This is a genomic window from Rhodanobacter sp. FW106-HT46G03, from assembly GCF_058789895.1.
On sequence record NZ_JBYTCC010000001.1, the window covers coordinates 2,206,004 to 2,226,006 of the forward strand.

The 20,003-nt window shown below is 65.8% G+C and carries 21 protein-coding genes; 6 read left to right on the top strand and 15 right to left on the bottom strand.

The window, feature by feature from the left end; translation table 11 throughout:
• The first annotated feature begins 59 nt into the window (after positions 1-59).
• Genes AC3WP6_RS09590 through AC3WP6_RS09615 form a run of 6 tightly spaced genes read left to right on the top strand, consistent with a single transcriptional unit; the run spans position 60 to position 5,851 of the window.
• Positions 60-2,039, top strand: a complete 1,980-nt coding sequence (locus AC3WP6_RS09590; RefSeq protein WP_492627495.1) for a heme lyase CcmF/NrfE family subunit — start codon at positions 60-62, stop codon at positions 2,037-2,039.
• Complete coding sequence (locus AC3WP6_RS09595) at positions 2,036-2,578, top strand: DsbE family thiol:disulfide interchange protein (protein WP_492627496.1); 543 nt, start codon at positions 2,036-2,038, stop codon at positions 2,576-2,578. Before AC3WP6_RS09590 ends, AC3WP6_RS09595 begins: the two co-directional genes overlap by 4 nt.
• Complete coding sequence (locus AC3WP6_RS09600) at positions 2,575-3,051, top strand: cytochrome c-type biogenesis protein (RefSeq protein WP_492627497.1); 477 nt, start codon at positions 2,575-2,577, stop codon at positions 3,049-3,051. Before AC3WP6_RS09595 ends, AC3WP6_RS09600 begins: the two co-directional genes overlap by 4 nt.
• Positions 3,048-4,076, top strand: a complete 1,029-nt coding sequence (locus tag AC3WP6_RS09605; protein ID WP_492627498.1) for a tetratricopeptide repeat protein — start codon at positions 3,048-3,050, stop codon at positions 4,074-4,076. Before AC3WP6_RS09600 ends, AC3WP6_RS09605 begins: the two co-directional genes overlap by 4 nt.
• 5 nt (positions 4,077-4,081) lie before the next feature.
• Positions 4,082-5,215 (top strand): homoserine O-acetyltransferase MetX, encoded by a 1,134-nt coding sequence (gene metX / locus AC3WP6_RS09610; RefSeq protein WP_492627499.1) that lies wholly within the window; start codon positions 4,082-4,084, stop codon positions 5,213-5,215.
• Positions 5,216-5,269: 54 nt separating this feature from the next.
• Positions 5,270-5,851 (top strand): cysteine dioxygenase family protein, encoded by a 582-nt coding sequence (locus AC3WP6_RS09615; protein WP_492627500.1) that lies wholly within the window; start codon positions 5,270-5,272, stop codon positions 5,849-5,851.
• A 598-nt stretch (positions 5,852-6,449) separates the two neighbouring features.
• Here AC3WP6_RS09615 and AC3WP6_RS09620 read toward each other — a convergent pair.
• The 15 genes from AC3WP6_RS09620 to AC3WP6_RS09690 form a co-directional block, all read right to left on the bottom strand.
• On the bottom strand, positions 6,450-6,707 hold the full coding sequence (locus tag AC3WP6_RS09620; protein ID WP_492627501.1) for a DUF2274 domain-containing protein: 258 nt from the start codon (positions 6,705-6,707) through the stop codon (positions 6,450-6,452).
• Complete coding sequence (locus AC3WP6_RS09625) at positions 6,704-7,984, bottom strand: TraB/TrbI/VirB10 family type IV secretion system protein (protein ID WP_492627502.1); 1,281 nt, start codon at positions 7,982-7,984, stop codon at positions 6,704-6,706. Before AC3WP6_RS09625 ends, AC3WP6_RS09620 begins: the two co-directional genes overlap by 4 nt.
• Positions 7,971-8,987, bottom strand: coding sequence for a P-type conjugative transfer protein TrbG (gene trbG / locus AC3WP6_RS09630; protein WP_492627503.1), 1,017 nt, complete (start codon positions 8,985-8,987; stop codon positions 7,971-7,973). Before trbG ends, AC3WP6_RS09625 begins: the two co-directional genes overlap by 14 nt.
• Positions 8,984-9,691, bottom strand: a complete 708-nt coding sequence (gene trbF / locus AC3WP6_RS09635) for a conjugal transfer protein TrbF (protein WP_492627504.1) — start codon at positions 9,689-9,691, stop codon at positions 8,984-8,986. The genes trbG and trbF overlap by 4 nt, the downstream gene beginning before the upstream one ends.
• A gap of 12 nt (positions 9,692-9,703) precedes the next feature.
• Positions 9,704-11,020 (bottom strand): P-type conjugative transfer protein TrbL, encoded by a 1,317-nt coding sequence (trbL, locus tag AC3WP6_RS09640; RefSeq protein WP_492627505.1) that lies wholly within the window; start codon positions 11,018-11,020, stop codon positions 9,704-9,706.
• Positions 11,017-11,310 carry a hypothetical protein gene (locus AC3WP6_RS09645; protein ID WP_492627506.1) on the bottom strand — a complete coding sequence of 98 codons (294 nt, stop codon included), beginning with the start codon at positions 11,308-11,310 and terminating at the stop codon, positions 11,017-11,019. Before AC3WP6_RS09645 ends, trbL begins: the two co-directional genes overlap by 4 nt.
• Positions 11,311-11,315: 5 nt before the next feature.
• Positions 11,316-12,044, bottom strand: a complete 729-nt coding sequence (gene trbJ / locus AC3WP6_RS09650; protein WP_492627507.1) for a P-type conjugative transfer protein TrbJ — start codon at positions 12,042-12,044, stop codon at positions 11,316-11,318.
• Positions 12,041-14,473 (bottom strand): conjugal transfer protein TrbE, encoded by a 2,433-nt coding sequence (gene trbE / locus AC3WP6_RS09655; RefSeq protein ID WP_492627508.1) that lies wholly within the window; start codon positions 14,471-14,473, stop codon positions 12,041-12,043. The genes trbJ and trbE overlap by 4 nt, the downstream gene beginning before the upstream one ends.
• A gap of 10 nt (positions 14,474-14,483) precedes the next feature.
• Entirely contained in the window at positions 14,484-14,750 is a 267-nt protein-coding gene (locus tag AC3WP6_RS09660) for a VirB3 family type IV secretion system protein (RefSeq protein WP_492627509.1), read from the bottom strand.
• The gene (locus tag AC3WP6_RS09665; RefSeq protein ID WP_492627510.1) at positions 14,747-15,088 is read right to left on the bottom strand and encodes a TrbC/VirB2 family type IV secretion system protein; all 342 of its coding nucleotides are present in this window, start codon (positions 15,086-15,088) and stop codon (positions 14,747-14,749) included. Before AC3WP6_RS09665 ends, AC3WP6_RS09660 begins: the two co-directional genes overlap by 4 nt.
• Positions 15,085-16,035 (bottom strand): P-type conjugative transfer ATPase TrbB, encoded by a 951-nt coding sequence (gene trbB, locus AC3WP6_RS09670; RefSeq protein WP_492628676.1) that lies wholly within the window; start codon positions 16,033-16,035, stop codon positions 15,085-15,087. The genes AC3WP6_RS09665 and trbB overlap by 4 nt, the downstream gene beginning before the upstream one ends.
• A 59-nt stretch (positions 16,036-16,094) precedes the next feature.
• Positions 16,095-16,547: a CopG family transcriptional regulator gene (locus AC3WP6_RS09675; RefSeq protein ID WP_492627511.1), complete on the bottom strand. Its 453-nt coding sequence runs from the start codon at positions 16,545-16,547 to the stop codon at positions 16,095-16,097.
• Positions 16,544-18,541: a conjugal transfer protein TraG gene (locus AC3WP6_RS09680; RefSeq protein WP_492627512.1), complete on the bottom strand. Its 1,998-nt coding sequence runs from the start codon at positions 18,539-18,541 to the stop codon at positions 16,544-16,546. The genes AC3WP6_RS09675 and AC3WP6_RS09680 overlap by 4 nt, the downstream gene beginning before the upstream one ends.
• A gap of 220 nt (positions 18,542-18,761) precedes the next feature.
• Positions 18,762-19,007, bottom strand: coding sequence for an EexN family lipoprotein (locus tag AC3WP6_RS09685; protein ID WP_492627513.1), 246 nt, complete (start codon positions 19,005-19,007; stop codon positions 18,762-18,764).
• A gap of 42 nt (positions 19,008-19,049) precedes the next feature.
• Positions 19,050-19,955 (bottom strand): LysR family transcriptional regulator, encoded by a 906-nt coding sequence (locus AC3WP6_RS09690; RefSeq protein WP_492627514.1) that lies wholly within the window; start codon positions 19,953-19,955, stop codon positions 19,050-19,052.
• Positions 19,956-20,003: the final 48 nt, after the last annotated feature.

The following is a 20,003-nucleotide window of genomic DNA, read 5'->3' on the forward strand; positions in this document are numbered from 1 at the left end:
GCAATCTCCATGCTTCTGACGAATCCCATATCCCAAATTCCCAATCCCGGCCCAACCCCATGACCCCCGAACTCGGCCAGCTTGCACTGGTGCTCGCCTTCCTGCTTGCAGTTGCGCAGGGCACGCTGCCCTTGTGGGGCGCGTGGCGCGGCAATCGCGCGTTGATGGCAGTGGCGCGACCGGCAGCGGCGGGGCAAGCGGTGTTCGTGACGATGGCGTTTGCCATCCTGGCGTGGGCGTTCATGCACTTCGATTTTTCGGTGCAGTACGTGGCCGACAACTCGAACCTCACGCTGCCCTGGTACTACCGCTTTGCCGCGGTGTGGGGCGCGCATGAGGGCTCGCTGCTCTTGTGGGTGCTGATCCTCGACGTGTGGACGGTGGCGCTGTTGTTTTTCGGCACGCGCCTGCCCGAGGTGTTTTTCGCGCGCGTGCTGGGCGTGATGGGGCTGGTGTCGGTCGGGTTCCTCGCGTTTCTGGTGTTCACCTCCAATCCGTTTGGCCGGCTGCTGCCCGAGCCGCCGAACGGCGCCGACCTGAACCCGGTGCTGCAGGACCCCGGCATGGCGCTGCATCCGCCGGTGCTGTACATGGGCTATGTCGGTTTTTCGGTGGCCTTCGCGTTTTCCATCGCGGCGCTGCTCAGCGGTGAGGTCGAGCAGAAATGGGTGCGCTGGGCGCGGCCATGGACCAACGCAGCGTGGGGCTTCCTCACGCTCGGCATTGTTGCCGGCAGCCACTGGGCTTACCACGTGCTTGGCTGGGGCGGCTGGTGGTTCTGGGACCCGGTCGAAAACGCGAGTTTCATGCCGTGGCTGGCCGGCGCAGCGCTGATCCACGCCCAGGCGATCACCGAAAAGCGCGGCGGCCTGCGCGCGTGGACGCTGCTGCTCTCGATCTTCGCCTTCGCGCTGTCGCTGCTGGGCACCTTCCTCGTGCGCTCGGGCGTGCTGACCAGCGTGCACGCGTTTGCCTCCGATCCGCGGCGCGGCGTGTACATCCTCATCTACCTGGTGATCGTCGTCGGCGGTTCGTTGCTGCTGTACGCGCTGCGTGCACCCAAGATGACGGCGAGCAAGCCGTTCAACATCGTCTCGCGCGAAACCGCGCTGCTCATCGGCAACCTGATGCTGATCAGCGCTGCGGCGATGGTGATGCTGGGCACCTTGTTCCCGCTGATCGGCGATGCGCTGCATTTGGGCCGCATCTCGGTCGGGCCGCCGTATTTCGGGCTGCTGTTCCCGCTACTGATGATCCCGGTCGTCGCGCTGATGCCGCTCGGTCCGTTCCTCGGCTGGGGTGATGCCGACCGCGACCAGATCACGTCCATCCTGATTCGCATCGGCATCGCGGCGGCGGCGTGCGCACTGCTCACCGCGTTCCTCACCCAGGGCACGTTCAAGGCCATCCTTGGCGTGGCATCACTCACCTGGATCGGCATCGGCGTGCTGCTGTATGCCTACAAACGCTATCGCACTGCGCCGCGCGGTCGGCGCTACCCGGCGGAGATGGCCGGCATGCTGCTGGCCCACTTCGGCGTGGCGGTGTTCGTCGCCGGCGTGCTGCTTTCCGAATCGCTCAGCGTTACCCACGACGTGCGCCTGGCGCCGGGGCAAACCAAGGAAATCGCCGGCTACAGCTTCCAGTTCAACGGCGTGCACCGGGTGACGGGCCCGAACTATCGCGCCGACCAGGGCGTGGTCACGGTGAGCCGCGACGGCAGCACCATTGCCGTCATGCACCCGCAAAAGCGCACTTACTCCAACGAGCAGGTGCAGACCGAGTCGGCGATCAACGGCGGCGTGTTCCGTGACCTCTACGTCGCGCTCGGCGAGCCGATGGACCCGAAAAACATCGAAGGCGCGTGGGCACTGCGGCTGTACTACAAACCGTTCGTGAGCTGGATCTGGATCGGCGGGCTGTTCATGATGTGCGGCGGTTTTGTCTGCGCCGCCGACAAGCGCTTCCGCATCAAGCGCATCGCCAGCGAGGTCACCCCCGCCGGGCTGGTGGTGGAACCGCAGGAAAGCGCCGCATGAAGCGGCTGATCCCCTTTGCCGTGTTCATGGGGCTGATCGGGCTGTTCGGCTTCGGTATCTGGTGGAACACCTGGCACGACGCGCGTTACGTGCCTTCGCCCTTGATCGACAAGCCGGCGCCGAACTTCGCGCTCCCCAAGCTCGATGCACCCGATGAAACCGTGACCAAGGCCAGCCTGCTCGGCAAGCCGTATCTCTTGAACATATTCGGCAGCTGGTGCATCGCCTGCGCGGAGGAACACCCGGTGCTGATGGCCGACGCGCGCAGCCTCGGCATCCCGCTGGTGGGCTACGACTACAAGGACGACCCGAACGATGCCAAGCGCTGGCTGGCCGACCACGGCAACCCCTACGACCTGGTCATTGCCGACGAGCCCGGCCGCACGGCGATCGACTTCGGCGTGTACGGCGCGCCGGAGAGTTTCCTGATCGACGCCAAGGGCATCATCCGCTACAAGCACATCGGCCCGCTCACGCCGGATGTGATCAAGAAGGAACTCCTGCCGCGCATCGCCGCCGCCAAGCGGGAGGCGCCATGAAACTGCGCCTCGTGCTGCTGGCGGCACTGCTCGCGTTTGCCGCGCCGACGTGGGCGGTGAAGGGCGCAATCGAGCCGTTGCCGTTCCAGAACCACGCACAAGAGGTGCGCTTCCAGCACCTCACCAAGCAGCTGCGCTGCCTGGTGTGCCAGAACGAGAACCTTGCCGACTCCAACGCCGACCTCGCGCGCGACCTGCGGCTGGAAGTGTTCCAGCTCATGCAGCAGGGCAAGACCGATGCGCAGATCAAGGCGTACCTGGTGGCGCGCTACGGTGATTTCGTGCTGTACCAGCCGCCGCTGAAACCGGGCACCTGGTTGCTCTGGTTCGGCCCGGCCGCGATCCTTTTGGCCGGCGGCGTGGTGGTGGTCATCGCCATCCGGCGCCGGCGGCGTCTCGCCGACAACCACCAAGGGGCCGCCACAGCAGGCCCGTCCGGCGAAGCGCCGGAGAACACAGGGGACGACTGGTGAAGTACGTGTTTGTCTTGCTCGCCGCCGTCATGGTTGCGGTGGCGCTCGCGCTGTTGCTGTTGCCGCTGCTGCGTCGCGGGCGCGAGGCCGGCCACCCGCGCAGCGTGTTTGGCGTGGCGTTGGGCATCGCCCTGCTGGTGCCGATCGCCACTGGCGGCCTGTATCTCCTGGTCGGCACGCCGGCCGCGCTGAACGGTGTCCCCAAGGCGCAGCCGCAGATCGACGTGCAGCAGGCCATTGCGCAATTGCGCGCGCACCTCAAGGCGCAGCCCGACGACACCCAGGGCTGGAGTGTGCTGGCGCAGGCCATGACCGCCCTGAAGCAGCCGGCCGACGCGCGCGACGCTTGGAATGGCGCGCTCACGGCCGACCCCAACAACCTTGCCGCCATGATCGGTTATGCCGAGACTGACTCGATGGCCCGCGCCGATCACCTGATCGAAGGCCGCGCGCTCGACCTCCTCAACCACGCGCTTGAGCTGCAGCCGAAAGACCAACGCGCGCTGTGGCTCCTGGGCGTCAGCCAGTTCCAGCACGCGCAATACGCGCAGGCCGCAGGTACTTGGCATACCCTTGAACCCTTGCTCGAACCCGGCTCCAGCGTGGCCCAATCGGTCGCCGCACAAATCGCCAACGCCGAGGCGCGCGCCGGCAAGGCGCCAGCCGCAACGGCGCCCACTGGCGCCACGCTCACGGTCGAAGTCAGTCTGGCGCCGGCGCTCAAGACCAAGCTCAAACCGGGCGACCAGCTCTACGTGTTTGCCCGCCCCACCAGCGGTCCGAAAATGCCGCTGGCCGCGCTCAAGCTCGCGGCCGACCAGCTGCCGGTCACCGCCCGCCTCACCGATGCGATGGCGATGAGCCCTGAGCTCAAGCTTTCTTCCGTGCCGCGCGTCATCGTCGAGGCGCGCATCAGTCACGACGGCCAACCCGGCGCGCAAGCCGGCGACCTCGAGGGCAGCGCCGGCGTGGTCGACACCGATCGCAAAGCCCCCATCCCGCTCGTCATTGACAAGGTGCGGTAACCATCATGCCCCAGGGAACCCAGCCCGACGCCCGCCGCTACTGCCCGCTGCCCTCGCCGTTCAAGATGAAACGCGGCGGCGAGCTGCGCGACGCGCGCGTGGCGTACGAGACCTGGGGCACACTGAATGCCGCGCGCGACAACGCGGTGCTGGTGCTCACCGGACTGTCGCCGAGCGCGCACATGGCAGCCAACGCCGAAGACCCCAGCGACGGCTGGTGGGAGGGCATGGCCGGCCCCGGCAAGGCAATCGACACGGACCACTGGTTCGTCATCTGCGTCAACTCGCTGGGCAGCGACAAGGGCTCCACCTGCCCGGCTTCGGTCGACCCTGCCACCGGCGAGCCGTATCGCCTCAGTTTCCCCGACCTCTCGCTCGAGGACGTCGCCAACGCCGCGCACGTCGTGGTGCAAAGCCTCGGTGTCGAGCGCCTTGCCTGCCTCATCGGCTGCTCGATGGGCGGCATGGCCGCGCTCGGCTACATGCTGCTGCACCCCGGCAGCGTGCGCGCCCACGTCAGCGTGGATACCGCGCCGCAGGCGCAGCCCTTCGCCATCGCCATCCGTTCGCTGCAGCGCGAGGCAATCCGTCTCGATCCGCGCTGGGACGAAGGCCGCTACGACATCCACGCCGGTGCGGACGACGTCGGCTATCCCGACATGGGCATGGCGATCGCGCGCAAGCTCGGCGTCATCACCTACCGCTCGGCGATGGAGTGGAACGGCCGCTTTGCACGCATCCGGCTCGATCCGGAAAAACGCGAAGACGAGCCGTTCGGCTTCGAGTTCGAGGTGGAGTCCTATCTCGAAGCCCACGCGCGCCGCTTCGTGCGCAGCTTCGACCCCAACTGCTACCTGTACCTGTCGCGCGCCAGCGACTGGTTCGACATTGCCGAATACGGCGGCGGCAGCATCACCGGCGGCCTCGGCCGCATCTGCATCGAGCGCGCACTGGTGATCGGCGTCAGCACCGACATCCTGTTTCCGCTGGCCCAGCAGGAGCAGATCGCCGACGGCCTGCGCGTCGCCGGCGCGCAAGTGGACTTCGTCGCGCTGGACTCTCCGCAAGGCCACGACGCCTTCCTCGTCGACATCAAGAACTACAGCCGTGCCATCGGTGGCTTTCTCGCCACCCTCTGAAGCCGGCCGCGCCGGGTTAGGATGGCGTCACCTTAAGCTTTCTGCGAGAGCACCATGCTCACCACCGAGTTCCCCGGCTGTAGCCAACTGGTCGCCGCCCTCGACGACGCCGTCACCCAGGACAGCACGCAAGCCATCACCGACAGCCTGCGCCACAGCCTGTGCCGGCTGATCCGCAACGGCGACATCCACCTGCCCGATTGCGTGCGGGAAACCGTCGCCGGCCGCTACGCACGCCGCGAGCTGTACCGCAGCGAAGAACACGGCTACTGCGTGGTGGCGATGACCTGGGGCCCGGGCCAGGGCACGCCAATCCACGACCACTGCGGCATGTGGTGCGTGGAAGGCGTCTGGCACGGCACGCTGGACGTGGTGCAGTACGAGCTCATCGAGGACGTCGCCGGCCACTGCCACTTCCAGCCCGTGGGTTCGGTACAGGCCGGCGCCGGCTCCGCCGGCAGCCTGATCCCACCGCACGAGTACCACAGCATCCGCAACCCCAGTGACCGCGACATCGCCGTGAGCCTGCACGTCTACTCCGGCAACATGACCCACTGCGCGGTCTACGAGCCGCTGGCCGGCGACGCCGGCTACGAGCGCTGCGAACACCAGCTGGGCCTCGACCCGGTGCACTGAACCCGGCATAATGCGCAACCCACATGCCGGTGTGGCGGAATGGTAGACGCGGCGGACTCAAAAACCAGTGCCTCTACCTCTGGTTAACTCGGGTTCATCGTCCGAAAGCCGCATCAGGCAAAGGTTTCAAGGAAAAATTGGCTTCTGATTGGAAAGTACACCTTTCGGGCCAGGAGCCAACTAGGAGCCAGTGCGACGCAGACTGGCGCCAAGCAGGTGGTAGCAGGTAGTTGAAGTAAGATTGCGTCACGCCCGAGTGGTGGAATTGGTAGACGCAGAGGACTCAGACCAAATTTGAGCCCTCTTGGAGAAATCCTTGAGGTGAAGCCCGTCAAACTCGGTGAAGGCCCTGGACGCAAGTCCGAGCTAATGCCGAGCCAAGCCCAGACCGAAAGGTGTGGGAAGGTGTAGAGAGCAGACGGCGGGCACCTACGGCAAAGCGGTAACACGCAGTGCTATGGTGAAGGCGTGCTCCAGACCACGAACGCCCTGCCTCGTGCAGGACGGCGGCGAAAGCCGAAGTGGTAAGAAAATCCTCCGCCGCAAGGCTTGTCGGTTCGAGTCCGACCTCGGGCACCAATTCAAAAGCCGTCCCTGTTCACACAGGGGCGGCTTTTTCGTTGCGGCGTGTGCTACTGCTATTCGAACGTCGGAAGCCTCGATCTCCCGCCATAAAGGCTTCAAGCATATGCGGGATCAACGTCGCTGCATCGACCGCCTCACCGTAGGTTTGCGCATGCAGCGCGGCATAGCGGTCGAGGTCGGCTTTGAGGCCGGTGGGACACGAGAACGTCAGCTTGACCGTCTGCGTACCGAGCAACGGCCCTAATCGCAGCTTTTTGGGGGACGCACTCATGGTATCGGTCCTCGCTGAAAGAACATCGGCTGGTACGGCCGTAGCACCAGATCCTTGTTGACCATCACTTCCAGCGGAAAACCGGGCCGTACCGTCAGCGTCGGTTGGATGCTCAGATTGCGTCGGGTGATTTCCTGGCCGACCTGGTTGGCCGTGTCCTGCGCACTGTTGCGCAAGGCGACGACCGTGTTGCCGTTGACGTTGCCCTCGTTCGAGACGGCCAGCTCGGAGCTGACGCCGAGCAGCGTGGACAGCGCCGCGCCTGACAGGATGCGTCCCCAGTGCCAGTCCACGCCATCTTCCAGGCCGGCGTAGCCAGCGGGGTCGATGCCGGGCAGTTTGTCCAGCGCGATCGACGAAGTATCCGGCAGCACCAGCCGCAGCCAGACCAGCAGCACGCGTCGCTGCCCGAAGGTCACCTGGCTGTCGTAACGGCCGATCAGGCGCGAGCCCTGCGGAATCAGCAGATAGTGACCGGTCGCGGTGTCGTACACCGGCTGCGTGACCTCGGCGATGATCTGCCCCGGCAGGTCGGAATTGATGCCCGTCACCAGCGCTGCCGGAATGATGGTGCCCGTCATCACCGTGTACGGCGAGACTGGCCCCTGCAAGGTGCCGGCGTTAGTGGTGGCGGCATCGCCGCTTTTGGCCAGGAACGCTTCCTTCCGGTCTTGCCGGTTCTGGAGCGCCGTCGGATCGTTGGGTTGCGCCGCCGCGGACGCCGACCCAGCGCCCATTGGATTGAACGGTCCGGCCGAAGTGTTCGGCATGGACGGCAACTGCGCTGTCGTCGCCGCGTCCGTTTTCCCCGTGGCATTGCTGGTGCGAAAGAAGACCGACGAACGGGCGACTTCCTCGGCCTGGCGCTGCCGGTCAATATTCTCGGCCGATGGCCCCGGATTGGCGTTGCCAGCCGGCAGTGGCGCGACGGATGCTGCACCCCAGTCGCCGGGCAGCGGCGGTCCGAGCTGCGGTACGCTGGCCGTCGGCGCCGGCTTCGCCGGCAGCTTCGAATAGTCAGCCGGCAACTGGTCCAGGTCGTCGGACTTGGCGATCCGATCGACGTTGTATAGCTCCGTCTGGTCGCCCGAACTGCGCCGGCCTTTCGATTGCAGCGCCCACATGGAGGCGCCGGCGACGGCCACTGCGAGCAATGTCGCCGCAACGGCCAGCGTGCGGCGATTGAGCCGCGTCACTCGACGCGGCGCGGCGCGCAAGGCAACGCCCTCGGGAGCCACCTTCGGCGTGGGCTGGGCTTCGTGCTCAGTCGTGCCCATGAACCGCTCCCGTGGCGATGCCGTCGGTGCGCTCGATGCGCACGACGGCCGCCCTACTCCCATCCTTGCCACCGAGCCGCAGTTCGGCCGCGCCGAACAGTCGATCCACGATGTCGTAAGGCGCGTGGAAACGATAGTTCACCAGCTCACCCTTGCCGTCCCGGCCCACCACGAATAGCGGCGGCAATTCGCCCTGCGCGATGCCGGCGGGAAACTGGATATACACGTGCTGCCCATCATCGAAGGCACGTACCGGCTTCCACGATGGGCTGTCACCCGTGATCGCGTAGCGGAAGTGCAACTGGTCGAGCGACAGGCCCGAGGCGGCGGGTGCTTGCGTATCGGCCGCCCGCGCCTGGGCCTGCAACGCCAGCATCTGGTCCTTCGGGTATTGCCACGACACGGATGCCATCCACGCCTTCGCGGTGGACGTGAGTTCCAGCAGATAGGTGCGCCGACTCGTCGTGATGACGAGGTTCGTCGTGATCCCCACGCGTACCGGCTTGACCATGACGGCCACGCGCCGATCCGTGCCGCTACCGCTGGCCGTATCGCCCACGATCCATTGCACGGTGTCGCCGGCGGCGACCGTCACCAGTTCCTCGCCCGGCTGCAAGCTGATGACCGTCACCCGGCCGGGGCTCGCATAGACCTGATACAACGCGCCATCGGAGAACGGCCAGATCTGGATTGCGTTGATGTAGCCCTCGCGCGTGGGTGCCACGCTCGCGTCGGCATTGGCCTGTTCGACGCGTGTCTTCGCATCGGCAGGTTCCGGAGCCGGCTTCGCATCGGCTCCGCCCGGTAGCGGCTTCATCTGGTCCGGCAACGGCAAGGGCTTGGGCACTTCCACCACCACGACCGGCTTCGCCGGCTCGGGTAGCGGCTCGGCCTTCACGGATTCATCCAGTGAAATAGCCGGCGGCGGTTTGCCCTGGGTGGCGCAGCCGGTGAGTCCGCCCAGTAGGCCGAGGAAAGCAAACGTGGTGATGACGTGTTTCATGGCTTCTTCGCTCCTTCCGGCGCATCCAGGTCGCGGCTCCAGGACAGCCCGTTGATGTAGATACCGAGGGGGTTACGGCGCACCTGCTGTTCGGTGCGCGGCGTCTGCATGACGAGGGTGAGCATCGCGGTCCAGTGCTCGATGCCGGTGGGTGCGCCCTCGTTGTAGTGCTGCTCGGTCCAGCGCACCTGGAACGAGGTGTCGCTGACGCGCACCACGCTGGTCACGTCCACCGAGATGGAGTCTTGGCCGACATGCGCGAACGGATCGTGGGCACGCGCGTAGTCGTTCAAGGTGGTGGCGCCCCGGTCCGTGGTGTAGCCGTAGGCTTCAAGCCAGTTCTGCCGCACCACCACCGGGTCGATCGACAGCGCGCGCACGTCGGCGATGAAGCGCGCCAAGTGATAGGCGATCTGTGCATCGGTCGGCTGGTACGGCGTGACTGCGGCGCCGACGGCACGCACCTGCCCGGCGTGATCGACTTCGACCACGTAAGGCGTGATGCGCGACTGGCCGGACTGCCACACGAGGCCAGCAGCCATCAGCAACGCGAGCCCGAGACAGCCGAAGGCCATCAGCCGCCAGTTCTTCGCCTGCACGCGAGCGCTACCCAGGCGTTGGTCCCACACCTGGGCAGCGGCTTGATACGGTGTGGCGGGCACAGGTGACTCGCTGTAGCGCACGCCGGGTCGTGTGAAGCGCATCGTTCGCCTCCCTTATTCGTTCGAGGAATCGCGCAGTTCCGGCGCGGCACCGCCGCCACCGTGATCGGCCGAGCGCACGACATGCGCGGCCGTCGAGGCGCCGTGTGCCACGCGCTGGCGGCGTTGCAGGCGCTGCGCCCAATCGGGCGCCTTGCCAGGGGACCCGGCAGGCGCCGCCGCGCCCGACGAGGTGTTCGAGGTCGATCCGACGCCAGCGGCCGAGGCCACACGATTCCGCACGGCACGGGCGCCGGCCGCGACGCGCTCACCCGCCGCTTGTGCGCCGCTACGCGCCACGTTGGCCATGCCCGCGCCGAAGGCTCGTGCGCCGGTCGCGCCCGAGGCGGCAGCGCCGGCGCGATAGGCCGACGCCGCACCACTGGCTGCGCGCGCGCTGCCTACCGCGCCACGAGCCGCCAGGCGTGTTCCGGCCGCGACTGCAGCGCCAGCCGTCGCCACGGCTGCCCCGCCTGCCACCGCGAGACCCGCCGCACCGAGCGCCGTGCCGGCTGCCGCACCGGCGCCGAGCTGCGGCGCCCCGGACACCAGCCCCGTGGCAATCCCCGGTCCGAAGATGCCCAGGCCCAGCATCGTGAGCGAGGCCAGCATGACGGCGAGCGCATGGTTCAATGACGGGTCGGCGCCGGCCGGCGTCTGGAACTGCCCGAAGATCGTCGAGCCGATGCCAACGATCACCGCCAACACCAGCACCTTGATGCCCGAGGACACCACATTACCGAGCACCTTCTCGGCAAGGAATGCGGTCTTGTTCCACAGCGCGAATGGCACCAACACGAAACCGGCAAGCGTGGTCAGCTTGAACTCGATCAGCGTCACGAAAAGCTGTACGGCCAGGATGAAGAAGCTGATGACCACGACGATCCACGCGAGCAACAGCACCACGATCATGTCGAGGTTGCTGAAAACCGCTGTGAACCCGTGCGACATCGTGCCGACTTGTTGCAGGATCGGCTGGCCGGCCTGGACGCCAATCGCGGCGAGCCGCCCCGGTTGCAGGAAGTTGCCGATGCTCAACGTCGAGCCGGCGGCGAGCAACCCGAGGCCCGTGAACGAGCGGAACACGATGCCAGCCAGCGTGTTGAAATTGCCGATGATGTAGGCGAAGGCTCCGATGTAGAGGGTCTTGCGGATGAGCTTGGCCAGCACGTCCTCGCCGCCCATCGCCCAGAACAGGCCGGCCAGCGTCATGTCGATGACGATCAACGTGGCGGAGAGGTACGCCACTTCGCCATGCAGCAGCCCGAAACCGGAATCGATGTACTGCGAGAAGACCGCCAGGAACTGGTCGATGACGGACAGGTCGTTCATGGCCGTGCTCCGTCGTCAGGCGCATCGAAGCTCGCCGGGATCGGCGGCAACGAGGCCAACGTCTGGTATTCACCGGGGCCACCCAGTCCGAGGAAGAAGCGCCGCGCATACGCCGCGTCCACGAGGCGGCAGGTCGCGCCGTCCATCTGCGGACGTGCAACGGCACAGCGATGGCGAAGCACGTAAAGCCGCTGCGGATCGTGTGCGAGTGCATCGACCGTCAACACTGGTTCGTGCCGGCCGCAAGCGGTCAGCATGACGATGGCGACGAGGACAAGTGCGCGGCGCATCGTCGTCAGTTCCTGTAAAAGTTCACCGGCTGCGGCGTGTACTGCGGACCGCTGCCGATGAAGCGCGAACGCACCTGCTCGGCCTGCGCCTCATCGGCCGCGGCGCGGGCCTGGTCCAGCGCCGTCGCGCGATCCTGCGACACGGTGAGCTGTTGCGCCTGGATCGCTTGGCGTGCGATCAGTGCGAGCAACTGGTTGGTCGCCTGGCTGGCCTGCAAGGCGCCGACCGCGCCCTGACTCTGCGTGACCAGCCCGCTCAATACGCCCTGATCCGACAGCAGGTTTTGCGCGGCCTGCGACTGCATCTGCGTCGAGGTCTGCAATGCCTGCACCGAGGTCTGCCAGCGCGTTTGCGCGTCCTGCACCATTTGCGCGTTCGGGGTGCCGGCACCGTAGGAGCCGGGATACAGTCGATTGAACGTCGCCTGCGACTGCGCGACGTTGAAGGTCAATCCCTGCGCTTGCGAGATCAACTGATTCGTCGTCGCCAAGGTGGACAGCAACTGCGACAGCGAGCTGTAGTCGAGGCTGGTGAGATTGCGACCCTGGTTGACCAGCATCGTTGCTTCGTTCTGCAACTGCTGGATCTGGTTGTCGATCTGTTGCAGCTCGCGTGCCGCGGTCAGCAGATTCTGCGAGTAGTTCGCGACGTCGAACACCGCCCATTGCGCGAAGCTCGCGGACGAGCACGCGAACAGCACGGCCGCAGCGGCCGCATGCCAGGTCTTCTTCATGGCCGAATCTCCGATGGCGAAGGAACCGAGGGAAACGAAGGAATGAGGTCAGCGGCCCAATCGAGGCCGGTATGGCGCAACCAGGCGCTTGTGAAACCGGGTGCGCTGGCGTCGAGCACGCGATCCATATCGCGCTGGTCCTCTGGTGTTGAGGCGCCAGCGAAAGCCAGCGTCACCGGTCCCAGGTCAAGGTCGAACAGGCGATTGCCCAGCCGCGACTGGTAGTAGTAGTCACGCTTGGGCTCGGCGGTGGCGACAATCTCGATCTGCCGGCTGTTGAGGCCAAAGCCTTCGTAGATCGTGCGAATCTGCGGCTCGGTCGCTTGCGGGTTCGGCAGGAAGATGCGACTCGCGCAACTCTCGATGATCGCAGGCGCAATGCTCGAATTCTTGACGTCGGCGAGCGACTGCGTGGCAAAGATGACGCTGACGTTCTTCTTGCGCAGCGTCTTCAACCACTGGCGGATGCGCGCCGCGAACACCGGGTCGTCGAGGAACAGCCATGACTCATCAAGAATCAGGAGCGTTGGTACGCCGTCGAAGCGTTCCTCAAAGCGCGCGAAGAGGTAATGCAGCACGGCCAGCACGGCGGCCTTGCTATGCATGAGTTCTTCCATCTCGAAGCCTTGCACGTCGGCCGAACCCAGCCGATCGTGATCGGCATCCAATAGGCGACCGTGCGCGCCGCCCAGCACGTAGGGCGCGAGCGCCTGGCGCAACGTGTTCGATTGGAGCAGCACCGACAGCCCCGTCAGCGTGCGCTGTTCCAGCGGTGCACCGGCCAAACTGCCGAGTGCCGACCAGACCGCCGCCTTCTCGTCCGGCCCGACCGCGATGCCCTCGTGCGACAGCCGGCCTTCGACCCATTCGGCCGCCCAGGTGCGATAGCCTTCCTGGTCGATGCGCGCGAGCGGCTGGAAGGCGATGGCGCCATCGGCACCGAGGTCGTAGTGCTCGCCACCCAAGCCAAGGATGGTGGCGCGCATCGAGCGCCCCATGTCGAAGGCGAAGACGCGCGAACGTGGGTAGCGCCGAAACTGCATCGCCAACACGGCCAGCAGCACGGACTTGCCCATGCCGGTGGGGCCGACCACCAACGTATGCCCCACGTCACCGATGTGTGTCACCAACCGGAACGGCGTAGCCCCGTCCGTACGCGTGACAATCAGCGCTGGACCATCGAGATGGGTGTTCTTCTCTTGTCCCGCCCACACGGCCGACACCGGCATCATGTGCGCGAGGTTCAACGTCGAGATGATCGGCTGACGCACGTTGGCATAGGCATGGCCCGGAATTGAGGACAGCCATGCTTCTACTGCATTGAGCGTTTCGGGAATCGTCACAAAGCCGCGCCCCTGGATGGCACGCTCCACCCTGCGCAACTTTTCGTCAGCCGTCGCCGCATCGACATCCATCACGGTGACAGTCGTCGTCACGTAACCAAAGGCCACCTGGTCACTGCCCAGCTCCTGCAAGGCAGCGTCCGCGTCGGTAGCCTTGTTGCTGGCATCGGTATCGACCAGCGGCGATTCCTGCTGGAAGATGGTTTCACGCAGCAACGCGACGACGTTCTTGCGCTTGGCGAACCACTGCCGGCGCAGCCGCGTCAGTTCCTTCTCTGCTTCGGCTTTGTCTAGGCACAGGAAGCGTGTGGACCAGCGGTAGGCGAAACCCAGACGATTGAGGTCGTCCAGCAAGCCCGGCCATGTCGACGTCGGGAAACCGCGCACCGTCACGACGCGCAGGTGCTGATCGCCCAGCATGGGCGCGAGGCCGCCGACCAGTGCCGAGTCGGCCAGCAGCGCGTCGAGATGGAACGGCACTTCCGGCACGCCGATGCGATAGCGCCGCGTCGAGATAGTCGCGTGCAGATAGGTCAGCGTTTTACTGTCGTCGAGCCATGCAATTTCCGGCATCACCCCATCGAGCAGGTCGAATACGCGATCGGCTTCCGCGACGAAAGCGGTGAGCCGTTCGCGCCAGTCCACGCCGGACGTGGGCGTGTTCTCGTACAGCAGCTTCGCCGCCCGCGCCCGAGCCTCCTCGGGTGGCAGGTACACCAACGTCAAGTGATAGCCACTCTCATAGTGACTGCCGGCAGCGTCGAACGCGGCGCGGCGCTCCTCGTCCACCAGCCAGGACAGCGGCTCGGGAAAGTCCGAGTGTGGATAGTGCGCCGCCGGCCGGCGCTCGGCTTCAACAAAGAGTGCCCATCCCGAACCCAGCCGGCGCAGCGCGTTGTTCAGACGCGCGGTCGTGGCGACCAGCTCGCCCTGTGTCGCGCTGTCCAGATCCGGTCCGCGAAAGCGCGCCGTGCGCTGGAAACTTCCATCCTTGTTGAGTACTACGCCAGCCGCGACCAGACCTGCCCACGGCAGCCAGTCGGCAAGCAGTGCGGGGCGCTGGCGGTATTCGGCAAGGTGCAACATGGCATCGACCTCACACGTCCAGTAGCGGCTTGTGCTTGAGGTGCCGCGCGAAGACCTGCATGAACTGCGGATCGACTTTCGCTCCCCACACGGCGAGCGAATGACCGATCAGCCACAGCGCGATGCCGGGAATCCACAATTGCAGGCCGAGCCCCACGGCAGCGGCCAGCGTGCCGTTGGCGATGGCCACGGCGCGCGGCGCGCCGCCCATCTGGATCGGTTCGGTGAGCGACCGATGCAGCGGCACCTCGAAGCCGGTGGCGGTGGACTCGTTCATGCCACCACCGCCCCACCGGAAAAGCTAAAGAACGACAGGAAGAAGCTCGACGCGGCGAATGCGATCGACAGCCCGAACACGATCTGGATCAACCGCCGGAAGCCGCCGCTGCTGTCGCCGAAGGCGAGCGTGAGGCCCGTCACGATGATGACGATGACGGCGATGATCTTGGCGACCGGTCCCTGGATCGAATCGAGAATGGATTGCAGCGGCGCTTCCCACGGCATGTTGGAGCCGGCCGCATGGGCGGCCGTCGCCGCCAGACACATCAGCAGGAGCGGCAGCCAAGGCCGCGCGTTACGGAAAAGCGGATCGTCGTAAAAGCGTGTTCGTGTCATGACGGGACTCCTGGAGTGGCGGACGAGGAAGACGACGCACCGGGCATGGCATCGAGCCGGTAGCCGCGCTCGTCGAAACCGGCGACGCGGGCAATGTCCTGGATACGGCGGGCACGGCCGCGCCCGGCGATGAATACGACGACGTCGACCGCCTCGGCGATCAGCGCGCGCGGCGGGGTCACAGCGACTTCGAGAATCAGTTGCTCCAGGCGCAGCAGCGCGCCGTGCGCGGAGCCGGCGTGGACAGTAGCGATGCCGCCCGGATGGCCGGTGCCCCAGACCTTGACCAGATCGAGAGCTTCGCCGCCGCGCACCTCGCCGACAATCACGCGGTCGGGACGAAGCCGCATCGTGGCACGCACAAGTTCGGTCATCGACACGATGCCCGGCAACGTGCGCAGCGGTACATGGTCGCGCGCTACGCATTGCAGTTCCACCGTGTCTTCGAGGACCAGCACACGGTCGCCGGTAGCGGCGATTTCGGCCAGCAGCGCGTTGGCGAGTGTGGTCTTGCCGGTGCTGGTGCCGCCGGCGATCAGGATGTTCTGGCGTTCATGCACGGCGCCCAGCAGGAAGCCCGCTTGGGCGGCCGTCATCATCCCATCGCTCACGTAGCGTTCGAGCGGGATGACGCCGACCGCACGCTTGCGCAGCGCGAAGGCCGGCCCGGGTGCCGCTGGCGGCAGAATGCCCTCGAAGCGTTCGCCGGTCTCGGGTAGCTCCGCCGACAGCAACGGCTTGCCGGCATGGATTTCGGCACGCACATGGGCAGCGACCAAGCGAATGATGCGCTCACCATCGGCAGCGGAAAGCCGTACGTCCGTCGCTGTGCGCCCACTGGACAGCCGGTCGATCCACAACGAACCGTCCGGATTGAGCAGGATCTCCACCACGTCCGGGTCCTCCAGCGCGGCAGCGATCAATGGCCCCATCGCCGTGCGCAGCATGCGCACACGCCGGTCCAGCGACCGGGCGGCCGTCGTCAACAGGTCGTGCGGCTGCGCGCTCATGGCGGCGCGTCCGCATCGGCGGCGGCCTCACGCCGCACCGTGTCGGGTTGGATTTCCTCCACCAGCTCACGCACGAGACTGTGTCCGCGCAGCAGATGGCGGCCAAGCTGTTCGATGAACTGGGCGAAACGCGCCTTGCCTTGAGCGCGTGCCGCATCCTGATGCGCCTCCGGCACAGGGGTACTCACGGTCAGGAAGTAACGAATGAACAGCGCCAGCGTCTCGATCTGGATGGACTGGTCGCGCTCCAGGCGCTCGAACTGGCGCGTGAGCCGGTCCAGCCGCTTGGCGATCGCCGCCTCACGCTGGTCGCCGGCATCGGGCGAGAGCCAGGACGCCAGCGCCGCCGCGACGATGGACGACTTCGAGACACCTTTCTTGGCAGCTAGCTCATCGAGCCGCCGGGCGTGCTCCGGCGGGATGAATAGATTCAGGCGGTATTGGCTCATAGCGGTATCCCGTCCGCCGGATCGAGCGTGGCCAGCCGCGCCATGCGTTGCAGACGTGAGTCGAGCCGGGCAGGAACCGGCAATGGCAGGTCGTCGTCATCGAGCATCGCCAGGTCGTCGGCCGCCCTGTCGGGCGACGGGACATAGGCCATCTCGTCGGTAACCTCGGGCTCGCGGCGCGGGCCGCCGTCGTCGATTACGCCTTCGGGCGACGTGGCGGTCACGGCGGCCGGGTTCGGCGTCGAGGGGATCGGCAGCGCACTCCAGTCGTCGGCCCGCCGTGCCGGCGTATCGACATAAGGGCCACTTGCCAGCATCGGCGGCGCGAGCACGCGGCGCTTGAAGTTGGCATCGGCGTAGTAGCGCAGCTTCTTCGCACGGATCGGTGCATGCCCTGAGACCATCACCACGGCGTCGTCAGGCGGGAGCTGCATCACCTCGCCGGGCGTCAGCAGCGGGCGTGCGGTCTCCTGGCGCGACACCATCAGGTGGCCGAGCCACGGGGCCAAGCGGTGGCCAGCATAGTTGCGTTGTGCCCGCAGCTCGGTTGCGGTGCCCAGCGTCTCGGAAATGCGCTTGGCGGTGCGCTCGTCGTTGGTGGCGAACGTCACGCGCACATGGCAGTTGTCCAGGATCGAGTGATTGACGCCATACGCCTTGTCGATCTGATTGAGGCTCTGCGCGATCAGGAAACTGCGGATGCCGTAGCCGGCCATGAAGGCCAGTGCGGACTCGAAGAAGTCGAGTCGGCCAAGCGCCGGGAACTCGTCGAGCATCAGCAGCAGACGATGTTTGCGCGCGATACCATCCGAGCCGTCCAGCGATTCGGTCAGCCGCCGGCCGATCTGGTTGAGGATGAGCCGGATCAGTGGCTTCGTGCGGCTGATGTCCGAAGGCGGCACGACCAGGTACAGCGATGCCGGGTGCTCGGCCGAGATCAGGTCAGCGATGCGCCAATCGCAGCGCGCGGTAACTTCGGCCACTGTGGGATCGCGGTAGAGACCCAGGAACGACATCGCGGTGGACAACACGCCCGAACGCTCGTTGTCGCTCTTGTTGAGCACTTCGCGCGCGGCGGACGCGACGACTGGATGCGGAGCATCGCCCAGGTGCTTCGTCGTCATCATCCGGTGCAGCGTCAGTTCGAACGGACAGGCCGGATCGGAGAGGAAATTGGCGACGCCGCGCAGCGTCTTGTCGATGCCGGCGTAGAGCACATGCAGGATCGCGCCGACCAGCAACGCGTGCGAGGTCTTCTCCCAATGGTTGCGCCGCTCCAATGCGCCTTCGGGATCAACGAGGATGTCGGCGATGTTCTGCACGTCACGCACTTCATGCACGCCGCGCCGCACTTCCAGCAGCGGGTTGTAGGCAGCGGAGCGCGCATCGGTGGGGTTGAACAGCAGGCAGTGCGAGAAGCGCGCGCGCCAGCCGGCGGTGAGCTGCCAGTTCTCGCCCTTGATGTCGTGGACCACGACCGATGCCGGCCAGGTGAGCAGCGTCGGCACCACCAAGCCCACGCCCTTGCCCGAGCGCGTCGGCGCGAAGGTCAGGACATGTTCGGGGCCGTCATGCCGCAGGTAGCGATCATGATGGAGGCCGAGAAAGACGCCAGCGGCGCCGGTCAATCCAGCCTTGCGGATTTCCTTCGCATCGGCCCAGCGCGCCGAGCCGTAAGTGGTGACGCGCCGCGATTGCCGCGCACGCCACACCGACATGCCGATGGCGACGAACGCCGCAGTGAAGCCGCTCGTCGCGGCGATGGCGCCACCCTTGAGAAACAGGCGCGGCGCATAAGCGTCGTACCAGTACCACCACTCGAACAGCCGCCATGGGTGATAGAAAGGCATGCCAAACAGGTCGAACCAGGGCGCGCCAAGGCGTAGCTGATAGCCCAGGTGTGCGGCGGTCCATTGGGTTGCAACCCATGTTCCCGCGACCACGATACTGATCACCGCCAGTACCTGGCCGAACAGCACACTGGTTCCGTTCATGCCGGCCTCCGACTTGCTCCTTACGTCTGCAGCAAAACGCGCCGCATGACCGAGAGCTTCGGTGCCGTGGCCAGTACCGGTCAAAGACCGTTATGGCGATAAAAATGATCGAAAAAACAAGATTTCCAGCAGGGGAAATGTACAGCGCGTCACAGGATTTGCGCGCGCACCACAGCGTAGCGAGCAACACATCAACATCACGTGTTGTCTTGACAGCGATTCAGAACTTCGGCGCCTTCTTGGGTGGGGTGTACTGCGGGCCGTTGCCCATGAACAAGCGATGCCGCGCTTCAGAAGCGGCATTGCATTCGACCGCGCCCATCTTCGCGTAGTCGTTCGCGCACTGTTGTTCAACTGCACGCAATCGGTCGGGATGCGCCACCAACGAATCCACCGTCTCGGTGGGCGCGGCCTCGCTGCAGGCCGCGAGCATGGCAGCCATCAACACCACGCCGATCTTGTTCATAGGGCTTTCTCCTGCGACATGAGGCCAAGCCATCGAGGCGCTTTACGGTCTGTTGCCTGGCAGAGGGGCTTGATCGGATCTAACCCGTTCAATGAAATGACGCAATGGCTCTGACGGCTCACCGTCCGGCTGCAACAGATACGTCGTCAACATGACGGCACGGCCGGCCAACGGTCGCACGACGACCTCGGGATGGCGAAAGTCATCGATGTGGGTCGCGCTGATGAGACCGATGCCGTAGCCGGCCGCAACCAGTGTGATCAGCATGTCGCGCGTCGTTACGCGATCGATCACGATCGGCTCGGCATCTACGGTGCGCAGCACGCGTTCGATCTGCCGCGCACAGCCTTCACAGGCTTCGGGGTGACAGAGCACCAGCGGATAGCGCAGTACGTCCTCCAGCGGAATGCGCTTGTGTATCAGCAGCGGATGGCGCGCCGGCACGGCGGCTACCAGCGGATCGTGCCATACCGGCTCGGCGAGGATGCCATCGCCCACCTCATTGGATTGGGCAAAGCCCACATCGTAAAGATCGCTGCGCAGTCCCTTGACCTGCTGCGCGAACGGTGTTTGGAACAAACGGGTCTCCACTTCCGGCTCCTCCGCCCGACATTGGGCCAGGAGCGCCGCCAGGCGTGATGGGACGATACCATCGGACACTGCGATGCGTAGCGTGCCGTGGTAGCCGCTCGCGGCCGCCTTCACATTGACCCGGGCCTGGTCGAGCGCGGCGAAGACGCGGTGCACGTCTTCGAGAAAAACCTGACCGGCCCAAGTCAGGCGCGTGCTGCGCGTGGTGCGCTCGAACAATTGCGCGCCCAGATCGGATTCGAGTTCCTTGATCGCGCGCGACAGCGGCGACTGCTCGATATGAAGTCGTTCCGCCGCGCGAGCAAAGTGGAGTTCTTCGGCGACGGCTAGAAAACGGCGCATATGGCGAAGTTCCACCGGACGATCTCCTAATTGATAGCGCCGAATGGCCGTTTCGGCCTAGCT

What these genes read in the sequence shown, in the direction of transcription:
- AC3WP6_RS09590 (WP_492627495.1), top strand. Translation starts at nt 60, where the DNA reads ATGACCCCCGAACTCGGCCAGCTTGCACTGGTGCTCGCCTTCCTGCTT.
- AC3WP6_RS09595 (WP_492627496.1), top strand. Translation starts at nt 2,036, where the DNA reads ATGAAGCGGCTGATCCCCTTTGCCGTGTTCATGGGGCTGATCGGGCTG.
- AC3WP6_RS09600 (WP_492627497.1), top strand. Translation starts at nt 2,575, where the DNA reads ATGAAACTGCGCCTCGTGCTGCTGGCGGCACTGCTCGCGTTTGCCGCG.
- metX (WP_492627499.1), top strand. Translation starts at nt 4,082, where the DNA reads ATGCCCCAGGGAACCCAGCCCGACGCCCGCCGCTACTGCCCGCTGCCC.
- AC3WP6_RS09615 (WP_492627500.1), top strand. Translation starts at nt 5,270, where the DNA reads ATGCTCACCACCGAGTTCCCCGGCTGTAGCCAACTGGTCGCCGCCCTC.
- AC3WP6_RS09620 (WP_492627501.1), bottom strand. Translation starts at nt 6,707, where the DNA reads ATGAGTGCGTCCCCCAAAAAGCTGCGATTAGGGCCGTTGCTCGGTACG.
- AC3WP6_RS09625 (WP_492627502.1), bottom strand. Translation starts at nt 7,984, where the DNA reads ATGGGCACGACTGAGCACGAAGCCCAGCCCACGCCGAAGGTGGCTCCC.
- trbG (WP_492627503.1), bottom strand. Translation starts at nt 8,987, where the DNA reads ATGAAACACGTCATCACCACGTTTGCTTTCCTCGGCCTACTGGGCGGA.
- trbF (WP_492627504.1), bottom strand. Translation starts at nt 9,691, where the DNA reads ATGCGCTTCACACGACCCGGCGTGCGCTACAGCGAGTCACCTGTGCCC.
- trbL (WP_492627505.1), bottom strand. Translation starts at nt 11,020, where the DNA reads ATGAACGACCTGTCCGTCATCGACCAGTTCCTGGCGGTCTTCTCGCAG.
- AC3WP6_RS09645 (WP_492627506.1), bottom strand. Translation starts at nt 11,310, where the DNA reads ATGCGCCGCGCACTTGTCCTCGTCGCCATCGTCATGCTGACCGCTTGC.
- trbJ (WP_492627507.1), bottom strand. Translation starts at nt 12,044, where the DNA reads ATGAAGAAGACCTGGCATGCGGCCGCTGCGGCCGTGCTGTTCGCGTGC.
- trbE (WP_492627508.1), bottom strand. Translation starts at nt 14,473, where the DNA reads ATGTTGCACCTTGCCGAATACCGCCAGCGCCCCGCACTGCTTGCCGAC.
- AC3WP6_RS09660 (WP_492627509.1), bottom strand. Translation starts at nt 14,750, where the DNA reads ATGAACGAGTCCACCGCCACCGGCTTCGAGGTGCCGCTGCATCGGTCG.
- AC3WP6_RS09665 (WP_492627510.1), bottom strand. Translation starts at nt 15,088, where the DNA reads ATGACACGAACACGCTTTTACGACGATCCGCTTTTCCGTAACGCGCGG.
- trbB (WP_492628676.1), bottom strand. Translation starts at nt 16,035, where the DNA reads ATGCTGCGCACGGCGATGGGGCCATTGATCGCTGCCGCGCTGGAGGAC.
- AC3WP6_RS09675 (WP_492627511.1), bottom strand. Translation starts at nt 16,547, where the DNA reads ATGAGCCAATACCGCCTGAATCTATTCATCCCGCCGGAGCACGCCCGG.
- AC3WP6_RS09680 (WP_492627512.1), bottom strand. Translation starts at nt 18,541, where the DNA reads ATGAACGGAACCAGTGTGCTGTTCGGCCAGGTACTGGCGGTGATCAGT.
- AC3WP6_RS09685 (WP_492627513.1), bottom strand. Translation starts at nt 19,007, where the DNA reads ATGAACAAGATCGGCGTGGTGTTGATGGCTGCCATGCTCGCGGCCTGC.